11 protein-coding genes are annotated in these 13,975 nt (G+C 60.2%); 9 read left to right on the top strand and 2 right to left on the bottom strand.

Annotation, left to right across the window (positions count from 1 at the left end):
- The 7 genes from GSQ93_RS26565 to GSQ93_RS26595 all read left to right on the top strand — a co-directional run.
- Positions 1–214: hypothetical protein (locus GSQ93_RS26565; protein WP_158938786.1), on the top strand; the 214-nt coding region annotated here is incomplete at its 5' end.
- A 193-nt stretch (positions 215–407) separates the two neighbouring features.
- Positions 408–1,871 (top strand): efflux transporter outer membrane subunit, encoded by a 1,464-nt coding sequence (locus GSQ93_RS26570; protein ID WP_254074084.1) that lies wholly within the window; start codon positions 408–410, stop codon positions 1,869–1,871.
- Between the two features lie 248 nt (positions 1,872–2,119).
- Positions 2,120–4,642, top strand: a complete 2,523-nt coding sequence (locus GSQ93_RS26575; protein ID WP_158938604.1) for an FHA domain-containing protein — start codon at positions 2,120–2,122, stop codon at positions 4,640–4,642.
- Entirely contained in the window at positions 4,620–5,993 is a 1,374-nt protein-coding gene (locus tag GSQ93_RS26580; RefSeq protein ID WP_158938605.1) for an HlyD family efflux transporter periplasmic adaptor subunit, read from the top strand. Before GSQ93_RS26575 ends, GSQ93_RS26580 begins: the two co-directional genes overlap by 23 nt.
- A 51-nt stretch (positions 5,994–6,044) precedes the next feature.
- Positions 6,045–6,797 (top strand): peptidylprolyl isomerase, encoded by a 753-nt coding sequence (locus GSQ93_RS26585; protein WP_158938606.1) that lies wholly within the window; start codon positions 6,045–6,047, stop codon positions 6,795–6,797.
- A gap of 36 nt (positions 6,798–6,833) precedes the next feature.
- Entirely contained in the window at positions 6,834–9,893 is a 3,060-nt protein-coding gene (locus GSQ93_RS26590) for a peptidase domain-containing ABC transporter (RefSeq protein ID WP_158938607.1), read from the top strand.
- On the top strand, positions 9,890–11,182 hold the full coding sequence (locus GSQ93_RS26595; protein ID WP_158938608.1) for a sigma-54-dependent Fis family transcriptional regulator: 1,293 nt from the start codon (positions 9,890–9,892) through the stop codon (positions 11,180–11,182). Before GSQ93_RS26590 ends, GSQ93_RS26595 begins: the two co-directional genes overlap by 4 nt.
- Here the strand turns inward: GSQ93_RS26595 and GSQ93_RS26600 are convergent.
- Complete coding sequence (locus tag GSQ93_RS26600) at positions 11,179–11,958, bottom strand: PP2C family serine/threonine-protein phosphatase (RefSeq protein ID WP_158938609.1); 780 nt, start codon at positions 11,956–11,958, stop codon at positions 11,179–11,181. The genes GSQ93_RS26595 and GSQ93_RS26600 overlap by 4 nt on opposite strands.
- 123 nt (positions 11,959–12,081) lie before the next feature.
- A complete protein-coding gene (locus tag GSQ93_RS26605; protein ID WP_158938610.1) occupies positions 12,082–12,366 on the bottom strand; it encodes a hypothetical protein in 285 nt (94 codons plus the stop codon).
- Between the two features lie 592 nt (positions 12,367–12,958).
- Here GSQ93_RS26605 and GSQ93_RS26610 point away from each other — a divergent pair.
- Entirely contained in the window at positions 12,959–13,456 is a 498-nt protein-coding gene (locus tag GSQ93_RS26610) for a lecithin retinol acyltransferase family protein (protein WP_158938611.1), read from the top strand.
- A gap of 33 nt (positions 13,457–13,489) precedes the next feature.
- Positions 13,490–13,738 (top strand): hypothetical protein, encoded by a 249-nt coding sequence (locus GSQ93_RS26615; protein ID WP_158938612.1) that lies wholly within the window; start codon positions 13,490–13,492, stop codon positions 13,736–13,738.
- Positions 13,739–13,975 lie beyond the last annotated feature (237 nt).

The following is a 13,975-nucleotide window of genomic DNA, read 5'->3' on the forward strand; positions in this document are numbered from 1 at the left end:
TGCGATGTCGGCCGTACGCGGCGGCAACCTGCCGGGCTTCTGGCCGAGCTACAACAGTTCGACGACCGCCCTCTCGTTCGGTGCGGAGCAGTTGATCAGCCAGTCGCAAAACACGATCAGCAACAACGGCAACAACGTCGCGTTTGCAAGCGGTATCTCGTCGACGGTCAAGCCGACGCAGACCGCCAACAACACCAACACGGTCAACTTTTGATCGTCAGGCGCAGGCAGCGAAGGTCATCCGGCCTTCGTTGCCGCACCGGCCCCAAGCGCTAACCGGCAAGTCTCCCAGCCGCATTTAATCCACCCGGAGTGAGATCGTGCAAGCTATGTCGCCATCGCGCGGGTTGCAGGGCCGCGCCGCCGAGTTTTCAGCGCCGGGTGTCGCACACATTCTGTTCGCACGCATGGTGCTTCCGGTACTTGCCTGCACGACACTTCTCAGTGGTTGTATCGACGTGAACGTGCCGGACTACAAGCGTCCCGATACACCCGCCAAGACCACCTGGTCGCAAACAGCCAAGGCGCTGGTCTCACCCGCCGACACCATTACGCTCGACTGGTGGAAACAATTCCACGACCCGTATCTTGACTCCCTCGTCAGCCGCGCCATAGCGGGCAACTTCGATATCAAGATTCTCGCGGCCCGTGTGTCGGTTGCCGGCGGACAGATCAACGAGGCGCGTGCGGGAGCGCTGCCCACCGCCGATCTCGGCGCCGGTGCGGAGTTTGACAAAACCACGCGGCGGGATTTCTCGAAGCAATACAACGTCGCCACGCAGGTGAACTGGGACATCGACATCTGGGGCGCGGTCGAGAAGGGCGTACAGGGGCAGAAGGCCGAATACCGAGCGTCGGAAGCGGACTGGCGCGCAGGCTATCTCACGCTTGTGTCCGATGTATCGACGACCTACTTCCAGATTCTTCAGTTCGATGATCAGATCGACCAGCAGCAAAAAACGCTGCGCACCAATCAGCAGATCCTGACCATCTACGAAGGCATGGCGAAGAACGGGCTCGTGCCGAACACACAGGTCCTGACGCAGCGAGCGGAAATCAACCGCATGACCAAAGACCTGCTCGAATTGCATCGCGCCCGTGATCTGGCGAACAACGCGCTGGCCACATTGATCGGTGTCCCGGCTGGCGAGTTCACCGTGCCGTCGGGGCAACTCGAAAAGCGCGTGCAGATTCCCGTTGTGCCGGCGGGCTTGCCGTCGCAATTGATGGCGCGTCGACCCGACGTAGTGGCGGCCGAATACCGCGTGCTGGAAGCGTATGACGTCGTGGGACAGGCGAAGCTCGCCCAGTTGCCGACGATCAGCCTCACCGGCCGGGGCGGCTCCGCGAGCTTCGCGCTGACCGATTTATTGAAGTCCTTCACGTTCAGCTTCATGCCCAGCATCAATATTCCGCTGCTGGATCCAAGCGTCAGGGCGCATGTCAAGACGACCGAGGCCCAGACGATAGTGGTCGAGCAGCAGTATCGACGCACCGTAATGGGCGCCTTCGAAGAGGTGGAAAACGCGCTGGTCAATCTTGACGCACATACGAAGCAGCGCACCGAGCTGCAGGAAGAAGTGGAGCACTTGAAAGTGGTGGCCGCACAGATTGAAGCGCAACTCAAGGAAGGGGTGGTGTCGCAACTGCAGGTCTTCGAGACCGAACGTACGTTGCTTGCGGCAGAACTGGCGTTGCTTGAAAACCATCAGCAACTGCTCTCCGATACGGTCACCCTCTATAAGTCGCTGGGCGGCGGCTGGCCGGCGATCGACGTCCAGAAGACGGACCAGGCAAGCGACCCGACCGCTGCGCATGATGTGCATGATGTGCACGGTGAACTTGCCGCAAGTAAGGGAGTAACGAACTAAGCGCTCGTCACGCCGCCGGTTTTTAGGGCAATAGTCCACATCGGCCAAAACCAATGTTCGGAATGCAAAGTGTTAGTTCGCGGGCGACAGATGTGTTGCTGAATGATTGACTACCGCAAAGCGTGGCTTACACTTCATTGCGTCACCGCTTTCACCGCGGTTTCGTCCAACACGGTTCATCGGTGGGAGTGCACGGGCTAGTCGCCCAGCGCTCAACGCGTGATGAACGTTCTTCGAGATGTGGACACATGGCTCCTGGAGAAGCTTCTGTTGCCGAGGCGGGGCCGATGCTGAACAAGGCCTTCGATCTCTTGCTCGAGCCCGAGTCCCATCCCGCGGCCGGCGTCATTCGTATCGACGAAGATCTGTTCGCGATCGGGCGGTTCGAAGCGCCGTTCGCCTCCTATGAGACCGACGCCGTTGCGCAGTTGTCGCGGCGGCACGCGCGGATTTTCATGGAGAACGGCGCAGCGTATGCCGCCGACCTCGGCAGCAAGAACGGCACGACGGTGAACGGCGTCATGCTGCGCGACAAGCCCGTGCGGCTTCAGGGCGGCGACGTCATTGGCTTTGGCGGGAAGCTCGCGTTCCGTGTGCGGATGGTGCCGCGCGCCGTATCTCGAACCTATGCTGCGGTACCGGCTGTTCGCATGACGCTCACACCGGAGCGCGGCGACCTCGGATTGCATCTGGTCGAATTGACGGAGTTTCCGTTCCTGATCAGCAAGGCGGACGAGACGTTCGCGCAATACAGCGACCGGTATCCTCATCAGGTTAACTACGTGTCGCGACGTCACGCGCATATTTTTGTGAAAGCGGGCGAGCCCTTCGTCGAAGACCTCGGCAGCACGAACGGCACATTCGTCGATGGTAAGCGGGTGGGTGAAACCGCCGTGGCGCTGCAAGATGGTGCATCGCTTGCGTTCGGCGGCAATCACTTCGCGTATATCGTCAGCCTGCGGCGCGAAACGGAACGCGGTGTAACCACGACTACCACCGCGACGGCGACCGTAACCGGCTCAACGGTTCAGAGTACGCCGGACGATCTGGACAAGACCACCTTCATCACTGCCGCGCATTCCTTCCTGGATATCTTTTGCGTCGACCAGGACCAACCGTCTGACGATGAAATCAACCGTGAGGCCTTGCCAGACGAACGTGCCCCGCCACGCCGCCGCTCTCGCAGCAGATTCGTGCGCTTTGTCTCCGACCTTGGCGCTGCATTCGGTGGCGGTCAGGCGATCGAACGCAGGGTGCTTTTGTGCGGCTTGGCATTCGTCGCAGCAATGATTGCGATCGGCGGCGCGCTTTATTTCAGCGGTACGGATGAGCGGAACCTGAAGAGCCTGGTCGCTCACGGCGATTATCGCGAGGCCGTGCCGGTCGTGAATGCATATCTGAACAAACATCCGAACGATCCCCAAGCGATGGTCCTGGGTACGGAAGCGCTGCTCAAGGGATATCTGCGGGACTGGCTTGACCAACTGAAACGCCGGAATTTCGGTGCCGCGGCTTCAGTCGGCTCGCAGATGAAGACGCTTGGCGCGACCAATGCCGATGCGCGCTTGCTCGTCGATGAGATCGACTGGATTGGACGGCTTGAAACGTTCATGGCGAGCCGCGAGAGGCCGGATGCTCCCATCCGCATCTACGCCGATGAGAACCGCATCAGCGCGTTGCTGAAGCAATGGGAGAGCGACCCGAGCGGTCATCAGCGGCGGCTGGACCGGATTGCTTCGACGGTACCGGCGTTCAGGGATCTGTACGCTGTTGCGCTCAGTCATCTGCGCAAGCTTGAGAGCGACGACTCGGTTTATCTGGCCGCTATCGAGCGCCTCAAGGCGAGTATCGACAAAGCATTGGCGCCGGGTGGCGACCCTGACGCGTTAAGGGGTGAACTCGCAGATTACGCCGACAAATACCCGCGTCTGGCAGGCCTCGATCGCGTGCAGGACGATCTCCGCCAATACCTCGCGCTTGAGCACGCGCTCAAGTCGCGCGAGCTCGGTCCGCTGATCGACGCCATGCAGAAAGCGCGCTTTACTACGCCGCCGTTTCAGGCAGCGCAGCATCAGCTCGATGCGAAGGGCCTGCCTGCGCCTGATGTCGTGCAGCGCTACGTAGCGGTGTCGAATGCGTGGCGCAATGGGCAGACGGAGCCGGCCATGACGGGGCTTCGATCCATGGCAGGGGGACCATGGGCCGATGCCGTCAGCGCCGAGCTCACGCACAAGCAGGCGGTGGCGAGCCAATTCGCCGATCTGCAAAAGTCGCGCGGCGCGCCGGGATACGACGATCGGGTTCTCTCGTTTTACGAATCACTCGATCCGGTTGCGGACGTCTGGTTCGTCAACGCGATCCAGACGGATCTCGGTGCCCTCAGGCAGAAGGCGTTGGCGCGTGCGGACGAGTGGTTCAACCGGGCGCAGACGGCCTGGACACAGTATCGAACGAATGGGGCTATCGGCGGTGACCAGCGGCTTGAGACCGGTCTGTCCGATAGCTTCAAAAGGCAGGCGAAACTGCTCACCGACGCGTGGTCCGGCGCGCAACGCGCCGCACAGCTTCTGCGCCAATTGAAGGCGGATCGGAGCGCGCTCGCTGACAAACTGCTCGCCGAAATAAACGCGGAAGTCGACTTGCAGCGGCGTTCGCTGGTTCAGTTGAGTTCCGTGCTGGACCCTGGGCTTCTGAGTGCCAAGCTGGCGCTGATCGGCGGAGATAAAACATCCTACAACGGAGCGAACGGTGAAGAACGACGCGCACCCTAAGTCCTTTGCCGAATCGCTAGGCGATCACAGCGTGGAGGGTATCTCCATTCTTGTTGCAGAGCCGGCGCGGCTGACCCAGGCATTGATCTATACGATGGTCGCGCTGGTCGTGAGCGCGCTCTTGTGGTCCTTTGTCGGGCGCGCAGACGTAATCGTCACGGCACAGGGCACGCTGTCGCCCGAGTCCGAGGTACGGCGGTTCTATGCGCCTATAGACGGCGAGCTGGCCGATGTTTATATCGCGGAAGGGCAACCGGTTTCGAAGGACGACGTAGTGGCGCGGCTTAACGCAAGGGGCGCGATCCAGGCCGCCACCAACGCGCTGGAAGCGCAGCTGAAACTCGATGACGCCGAGCGTGACTGGAAAGAGTTCCCGGAGAAAAAACTGCTGATGGAGCGTAAGGCAGCCGCGCTGAAAGACCAGATGGAAGTGGAAGAGCATCTTCACCAGACGCGCGTGACGGAAGGGACAACCAAGCTGGCTGAGGGACAGAAGGCACAAGTCGATGAGGCACGCACCGAGCTGGACAGCGCCCGCCGCACGCGTGACGCGGCGAAGCAGGAGCTGGACCGCTACGCGCGGCTGCTGGCACTGCCGGGCGGCGGCGGGGTGTCGGAGATACAGGTGGAGAGCAAACGCAACGCCTATATGGAGGCGGATAACGCGACCCGGATCGCCCAGTCGAAACTCACGGAACTCGATTTCCGCCTCAGCCACGAATACTCCCAGGCCAAAGCGCAGCTTGAAACCAGCGGCCAGGAAGCGACCAGCCTGAAGCTGCAATACGAGTCGGCCATGCGGGAGATCGCGAGCGCGGGCGACAAGCTGAGGCTGCAATTGCAAACGGCGAGGCTCGTCGCCGAAGCGGCGGACCGTATCCGCTTCGAGAATATCGATAAGGATAACTTCCTGCTGATCCTGGCGCCGGTGTCGGGTGTCATCACGGATGTCACATCAACACAGCCCGGCGACAAGATCCAGGCGAACACGCCGCTAGGGGGCATAGCACCCAAGGACGCACGGCCGGTGCTGAAGATCGAGATAGCCGAACATGACCGTGCGTTCCTGCGCGAGGGGCAGGCGGTCAAGCTCAAGTTCAATGCGTTCCCGTATCAGCGCTACGGGGTGGTCGACGGCACGCTCGAGTTCATCTCGCCCGCGACGAAACCGTCGCTGGAGACAAAACAGCCGGTCTATGAAGGACGCGTGACGCTTGCTCGCGACTACTACCAGGTGGCGGATACGCGCTACCCGTTGCGCTATGGCATGACGGCAACCGCGGAGATCGTAGTACGCGAACGCCGGCTGATCGATCTCGGTCTTGACCCGTTCCGGCAAGTGGCCGGCTGACGATGGCGGCGCCCACCGACTGCTTTTCACGTTTAAAAAGGGGCATAAGAAATGACGGCGATTGTGCGAATAGACGATGAAGTCGTCGATGCCGACGAGTTCATCCGGGTGTTGAAACTGACTGGGCAATTCGAAGGGCTCGTCGAGCAACTCGTGCGCGACAAGCTCACCGTGCGCGCGGCGAAGAAGCAGCACGTAGACGTGTCCGAGGGCGAGATCCAGGTGCGCGCCGATCAGTTCAGGCGCGTGCGCGGCCTGCACCGCGCCGCCGACATGAACCGTTATCTCGATGCGCTCGGCGTGAACCTGGACGAGTTCGAGACGTTTATCACGGACACGCTCTATCAAGAGAAGATGCTCGAACAGATCGGCGGCGAGTCCGACGTGGAGGCGTATTTCAAGCTGAATTCACCGCGTTTCGACAGCGTTGAGATCAGTCATATCGTGCTCGAAACGCCGAGTCAGGCGAAGGAAATGATCTCCTATTTGCAGGACGATCCCGACAGCTTTACCGAAATGGCGCGAGAACATTCCATTGCCGATACCCGCGACCAGGGTGGCGCGCTTGGCAAGGTGTTGCGCGGGTCGCTCGCCGCCGAGATCGAGGCCAAGGTCTTCAATGCCGCAGCCGGCGACCTGCTCGGACCGTTCCCGACACCCGACGGAACCGCCTATGAAATCTTTGCGGTGACGGCGAAACGTCCCGCTGTACTCGATGCAGATGTCGCGTCCGAAATCCGCCGGTTGTTGCGCGAGCAATGGCTGCTGGCACGGGCGCAGGAACACATTATCGAAGCGCGCTAGGGCGCGGCCGACGACAGGACGACTGGAGGCGAGCACATGGACGTACCGCAGAAACTCGATTCCCTGGCCGCTTTTCTCGCGACCGTGGAGATCCTAGCGCCGTTTACCGCGCAGGAAATCGAACAGCTCGCCGAGCAGGCGGAGACGCGGTTTCATGCGTTCGGGGAGACCGTCTGCAACGTGGGTGACACGGCCGATGGACTGTTCGTCATCAAGACCGGTTCGGTGCGCATCTTCACCGAGGAAAACGGCAAGGAGATCAGCATGGGCGTGCGCCGCGAACGGGAAGTGTTCGCGGACATCGCCATGTTGCGCGAGTACCGGCATGAATCGTCGGTGCGTTCGTCGGGCAAGACGGAACTGCTGTTTATTCCACGCCGTGTGATCGAGCCGATCGTGGCGAATAATCCGGCGGCGCTCGCGTTCGTCACGAGCTATGTCGCGATCAGTTCGGCCGGCGGTTTTGTCGCCAAGCTGTTTGACTTGCGAGGCAAGATCGACAAGGCTGAACTGGAGGCGTCAGTACGTAGCGTCGGCGTGAAGCGGGTTGCAGCAGGCAAGGAGATCATCCATCAGGACGGGCGCGATGACCGTCGGCTATACGTGGTTCGGCAGGGCGAAGTACGGATCGTGCGCAAGGAGGGCGCGAGCGAATATCTGCTTGCCACCTTGAGAGCGGGCGAGGTCTTCGGCGAGAAGGCTTGCCTGTTGCGACAGGAGCAGCAGGCAACGGCGATCGCGAACGTGGACACGCGCCTCTTGGTCGTGCCTGAAAAAACTGTGCACTTCGTGCTCGAACGCAACCCGAAGCTGCGCGAAGTGCTGGAAGACCGTATCCGTTTTACTGAACGCGAGTTGCAGCGCCAGAAAAAACTGGAGGAACGGCGCTCGTTGCCGGCCATGCTCGACCTGCATTCGAAACCGGAATTCAGTGAGCGAGTGATACGCCGCTTCGCGTGGGTCCAGCAGGCGGAGGAGATGGATTGCGGCGCGGCCAGCCTCGCGATGATCTGCAAGCACTACGAGATCCCCATGACGCTCGGCAAGCTCCGCGAACTGGCCAACGTCACGACCCAGGGCGCGACACTTGACAGTCTCGCGAGAGCAGGGGATGTGTTGGGCTTTACCACGCGTGGCGTGCAGTGCACCTACGAGTCGCTGCGCGGTTTCGAACTGCCGTTCATCGTCCACTGGGAGGGATACCACTACGTCGTGGTGTACGGCATTTCAAAGAACCAGGTATGGGTGGCCGACCCAGCGGTCGGTTTTCGCAAGATGGACGTGGAGGAATTCGAGCGTGGCTGGAGCGGCACCTGCCTGCTGTTCACGGCTCCGCCAGAACTCGGGCAAGCCGCGGTGGGACGTTCGCCGTGGGTCCGGTTCGTCGGCTACCTGAAGCCGTACAAGAAGATCCTTGCGCACCTCTTCCTCGCGACGTTCGTGATCCAGGTGCTCGGCGTCATTCCGCCGCTGATCATCCAGAATATTCTCGACGGGGTGATCGTTCACCAGAACGTCGGCCTGCTGCATTTGTTGATTGCCGGTCTGGTCATCTCCAACCTGTTCTCGCAATTGATGTCGACTATTCGCGCGTACCTCGCGAACTTCATGGTCCGCAACATGGACTTCGCGATGATGTCGCAGTTCTTCCGCCATACGCTGTCGCTGCCGTTCTCGTTCTTCGCCAAACGCAAGACCGGCGACATCTTCGCGCGCTTCCAGGAGAACCACACCATCCGCGCGTTCCTCACGGAATCGACCGTGACGACCGCGCTCAACTTGCTGATGGTCTTCATCTACTTCACGATCATGTTTCTCTACAACGTGAAGATGACGCTGCTGTTAATCGGTTTTGTGATTCCGATCATGGCGCTGACCGCGATCGCCACGCCGAAGATCAAGAACTACGCCCGGGAGGTTTTCTCCGCATCGACCGAAGCAAAGTCGTTCTTGATGGAAGCGCTGGGCGGCGTAGAGACAATCAAGGGCATGGGCATCGAGCGGAGTGTACGACTGAAGTGGGAAAAGAAATACGCGAAGTCGCTGGAGGTCCAGTATCGCGCGCAAGCGTTCAATATTGCGGTGTCGCTGGGAAGCCAGGTGTTGAACGCCGCGACTACGATCGCGATTCTTTGGGTCGGCGCGAACATGGTCCTCACGCACGAGATGACCATCGGCCAGTTGATTGCGTTCAACGCGTTCATGGGGAGCGTGCTGACGCCGCTGATGGGGTTGATCGGTCTGTGGAGCCTGCTCAACGACGCCGGCGTTGCCATGGAACGATTAGGCGACGTACTCGACATGGAGCCGGAACAGAAGCCGGAGGATTTGCCGTCGCGCATCATGCTGCCCGATCTGCAAGGTGAGATCAGCCTGAACAACGTGTATTTTCGCTATGGCGGCGCCGACACCGAGTACGTGCTGGAGAACATCAGTTTCGAGATCAAACCGGGCGAGCTGATTGCCATAGTGGGCCGCAGTGGTTCCGGCAAGACCACGCTCGCGAAGCTGCTGGTTGGCTTCTATACGCCTACAGAAGGGAAGATGGTGGTCGACGGTTACGACCTGAACGTAATCGATAAAAACGTGTACCGCGCGCAGATAGGCTATGTCATGCAGAGCAACCTGCTGTTCTCGGGAACCATCGCGGAGAACGTTGCGAGCGGTGACGAAGCACCGGACCGCCGTCGCATAGAAGAGGCCGCGAAAATGGCCGATGCCCACGCGTTTATCAGCAAGATGCCATTAGGCTATGAGCAGATTGTGGGTGAGCGCGGCGTGGGTTTGTCGGGTGGCCAGATTCAACGGCTCTGTATTGCGCGCGCGCTTTATCACGACCCGCGCCTCCTGGTATTCGACGAAGCAACCTCCGCGCTCGATACTCAATCGGAAAGCAATATCCTCGGCAATATGCAGGAGATCCTGAAGGGTCGCACGGCCGTGATCATCGCCCATAGGCTCAGCACGATCATGCGTGCAGACAAGATCCTCGTGTTGTATGAAGGCGCGATTGTCGAGCAGGGACGCCACGACGAACTCGTCGCGCGCAAGGGCATGTACTACCAACTCGTGCAAAAACAACTGAGCGCAGCATGAAGATACTTGACGATATCGAAGACCTGCCGGCCAGCCCCGCGACCTCGTACGCCGCGCTGCTGGAGAAGATCGAGATTCTCCGTTCGACGCTGCGCTGGTCGTCGCGCATGGAGCGCCCGGAAATCGAGAAGCTGCTGCGGCAGGCGAGCGTGCTACGCGATGACGTGATGCAGTTGTCGCACAGAGAGCGTTTCGTCCAGGCGGCTGTCGCCGAGCCGCAGCGTTTGCCCGGGTCGCCGCGCGAGCGCCGCGATGCATTGCTCGCGCGAAGCTTCATATTTGAAGGCACTTTCGGCGATAACCCGAAACTGCTGGAGGCGTTGGAGATTGCCGAGAAGGCGGCGCCCACCGATCTTCCCGTATTGGTGGATGGGGAGAGCGGGACAGGCAAGGAACTGATGGCGAAGGTGATTCACGCGAACGGCGCGCGCGCCGACCGGCCGTATATATCGGTGAATTGCGGCGCGATTCCGGACAACCTGCTGGAGTCCGAACTATTCGGTCACAAGAAGGGCGCGTTCACCGGGGCATCGAATGACCGGAAAGGAAAGTTTGAGAGCGCGCATACCGGCACTATTTTTCTTGATGAAATCGGGGAGCTGCCCCTTGCCGGACAAGTCAAACTCTTGCGCGTGCTTGAGGCCCATGAGATCCAGCGCGTGGGATCGGATGAACCCATTGCGGTGGATACGCGCATTGTGGCAGCGACGAATCGAAATTTGCGGCGCATGAGCGAGGAAGGGCGCTTTCGCGAGGACTTGTTCTATCGGCTCAGCGTGATCCATCTGACCTTGCCGCCGTTGCGCGAGCGGCGTGACGAGATTGCGCTGCTGCTGGCCTATTTCGGCGATGAAGCCGCCGCAGCGCTCAAGCGCCAGCCGGTAAAGATGACGCTCAGGCTGCGCGAGTTCCTGCGGACCTACGACTATCCAGGCAATATCCGCGAGTTGCGCAACCTGATCTACCGGATCGTTTGCCTGGCGCCGGAAACGGCCGACATAGAGCATCTTCCCGTCGATATCCGTCCGGGCAATTCGGCATCAATGTTGAGCGGCATGGTTGCAAGCGCGGTGTCGCTCAGCGACGCCAAGCGCACGGCAAGCGATGAAGCGGAGCGCGCTTTTCTCGAACGCGGCCTGCACGAAGTGGGCGGGACGGTCGCGGAACTGGCGCGACGCTTCGAGATGAACCGCTCGCATGTGCAGATGCTGCTGAAGAAGCACGGGCTGCATTCGAAGGATTTTCGCAACCATGCGGCTTCCGCTGTGCAAAAGGACAAGGGCAGTTAGAGGGTCGGATTTATCTGCGTTTTGTCGAGGCAGAAAATATCCTCAGCCTGCGCCACGACGACCGAGATGTTGTCGCGTCCGCCGCGCTGCAGTGCAAGTTCAAGCAGCCGCGCTACCGCTTGCCGGCAATCGCCGCTGGTCAGGACGCCACCCATCTCCTCATCGCTTACTTCGTTGCTCAAGCCGTCGCTGCAGAGCAGGAAGATGTCACCGTCATGCAGATCGATCCGGTCCGCATCCAGCTCAAGTGTGTCCATGGCGCCCACTGCACGCGTTATTAGATGTTTCCCCGGATGATGCAGCGCCTCTTCCGGGCTGATCTGACCGCGTGCTTTCAGTTCTTCGACCTGGCTGTGATCGCGCGTCAACTGTCGCAGGCAACCCTGGCGGCAAAGATAAATCCGGCTGTCACCTGCCCACAGATATCCGCAGGACCGTTCGCCCGCCAGCAGAAGGACTACTGTGCTCCCGATCCGGCGCACTTGCCGTCGGGCGGCTTCCGCGCGCAGGTCTGCGTTGACTGCGAGGAGCCGTTCTCGTGCTTCCCGCATGCGTTCGTCGAGAGGGACCGGTTTGCCGGGAGCCGATGAGCGCTCCAACCGGTCGATCACCATCTGGCTCGCGACATCGCCCACTGCGTGGCCGCCCATGCCATCAGCGACGGCCCACAGGCCGTGTTCCGGCATTTCGAGGCACGCGTCTTCGTTGATCTCGCGGACGAGACCTGTGTCGGTGCGGGCGGCCGATGTCCATCGAAACTCACCGGTGTAACTCACGAGACCTCCGATGTCTGCAGCGGCGCGCATGTGTGCGTTGTGCGCCGAGGGGTTGCCGCGTTGGCGGCGAGACAGAACCGGTTGCTTCAGGCGTGCGTCGTGCGTGTTTCCTTGCGCTGCGCTTCAACCAGCGTGGTTGAGGCTGTGCTCGTTCGGGTTGACCGAGATGTTCGAATTCGACCCGGTGTTATTCACGTTGGTGTTCTGGAACTGATTGATCATCTGATCAGCATAGAAGGTGTTATTCGTTTCGTACAGGTTCACGACCGGACCCATCGAGGGCTGCGATGCAACGTAGGGCGTAATCCAGCCATACACCCAGGGCGCGCCGCCGCCGTGGATGCAGGTCATCGCCTCACGATCGAGCGTGAGGTCGCAGGGAATGTCTTCAATGGCGAGTGCAGTCATGGTGAGTCTCCGGTGGTCTTGCCAGGTAAGTGGATGTGCTTCTTTATGCAAGGCGCATGCCGAAAACGGGCTGCGTAAGTGCTTTTCTCGCTGTGGCTTTTGGCAGGCGGGTTTGGCTCGTGTCGTGTAGCGCAGCGGCCGTATTTGGTCGGCTAGTTTGGTTGGGGCGGACCCAACAGGCCGAGCCGTTTAGTGGTCGCGATACCAACACTTGCGCACCATCTTGTGCGGGATGCGGCTTCACTTCTTCGTGGCTCATGCGAAGAGAGGAAGCCAACGAACGAAGCAAAGAAAACTCCGTTTTAGGCACGCACGGCTCGGTGATGCCGGTTCTCCTCTTCAGAGCACGGTAGTCCGATCGCCGGCTTCCTTCACTGATTTTATAGCGTGGCGACTGACGGATTCGACCCAACACTTCGTTGGAAAAAGTGTTGGGTCTCTCGTTGTCTTCACGCCGCCTTCAACTCTCTCATTTCCCTTTGCGCCTTGTCACAAAAGGCTGTGCACGCATTGGCCCGGTTGATGCGATGACTTGATCAACCGCCGGCTTACTTGCAACACCCCGGCTTTCACTCTCCAGGAGAGACCGGTCATGTCGGGCAATCAAACATCCAGGCTTTGTGCTCGACTCGGCCGCTCAATTCCCGATGTCGCCATCGACTGCGAACCCGCTCCCGGTGCTCATCTCGTGACGCAACGCTCGGGTTACGAACATCACGGCATTTACGTGGGCAACGGCCGCGTCGTGCACTACGCCGGCTTCGCGGGTTCGCTGCATCGCGGGCCGATTGAAGAGACCACGCTCGAACGCTTCGCTGCTGGACGCGACATCCACATTCGCGTCCATGCCATGCCGATGTTCACCGGACAGGATGCGGTCAGCCGGGTTCGGTCGAGGCTGGGTGAAGACCGGTATCGGCTGCTTAGCAACAACTGCGAGCACCTGTGTGCGTGGGTACTTTTCGGTGAGAACCGCAGTTCGCAAGTGGAGGCCTGTCTCTCTCACCCGGGTCTCGCTTACCGCGTGGCAATAGCCATGCTCAAAGGCTGGATCAACGCGCGGGGTCATGGCGACCTGCTCGCCGCGTGAATCTGTTCGCTGTCACCATTGAGGAGAAACATCATGAATACGCAACGTGATTCACTGCGCCGGATAGTCGACAAATGGCTTGCGCCAACGCCGGGTGCGCCGGTATGTGAGATTCGCCTGTGCCGCATGCCGGTGAATCATGTCCGCTATGTCCGGGTGGAAGCGCTTCGGCCGAGTGGCGTGCTGGCATTGCTTTTCTTTCGTCACGACGATGGATCGTGGCAAGTGTTTCCGCCCGAAGCATTACGCATGACGATGAGTCCACGGCGCTTGGCAATGTGATTCGTTAGCACTCGGGTTTTGGGGTTTTGGGGTTTTGGGTTTTGGGTTTGCTGGCGCGAGCGGGGCTTAGAGTAGTGCTTGGTCGCTGGTCGTTGGTCGGGGTCAATGCTGGGTTGGTGCTTTCGGCGTTAGTGGTCTGCTAGCGTTAGATGATTTTTTTATCACTATTAGCCACTGCGCGTGGCGGCGCGTCATTTCTTTGTCCAAAGCGACAAAGAAACGAAGCAAAGAAAACGC

The sequence above is a fragment of the Burkholderia sp. S171 genome (assembly GCF_009766085.1).
Classification (GTDB): domain Bacteria; phylum Pseudomonadota; class Gammaproteobacteria; order Burkholderiales; family Burkholderiaceae; genus Caballeronia.

Coding starts and splice junctions, on each gene's coding strand:
- GSQ93_RS26570 (WP_254074084.1), top strand. CDS start 408: ATGGTGCTTCCGGTACTTGCCTGCACGACACTTCTCAGTGGTTGTATC.
- GSQ93_RS26575 (WP_158938604.1), top strand. CDS start 2,120: ATGGCTCCTGGAGAAGCTTCTGTTGCCGAGGCGGGGCCGATGCTGAAC.
- GSQ93_RS26585 (WP_158938606.1), top strand. CDS start 6,045: ATGACGGCGATTGTGCGAATAGACGATGAAGTCGTCGATGCCGACGAG.
- GSQ93_RS26590 (WP_158938607.1), top strand. CDS start 6,834: ATGGACGTACCGCAGAAACTCGATTCCCTGGCCGCTTTTCTCGCGACC.
- GSQ93_RS26595 (WP_158938608.1), top strand. CDS start 9,890: ATGAAGATACTTGACGATATCGAAGACCTGCCGGCCAGCCCCGCGACC.
- GSQ93_RS26605 (WP_158938610.1), bottom strand. CDS start 12,366: ATGACTGCACTCGCCATTGAAGACATTCCCTGCGACCTCACGCTCGAT.
- GSQ93_RS26610 (WP_158938611.1), top strand. CDS start 12,959: ATGTCGGGCAATCAAACATCCAGGCTTTGTGCTCGACTCGGCCGCTCA.
- GSQ93_RS26615 (WP_158938612.1), top strand. CDS start 13,490: ATGAATACGCAACGTGATTCACTGCGCCGGATAGTCGACAAATGGCTT.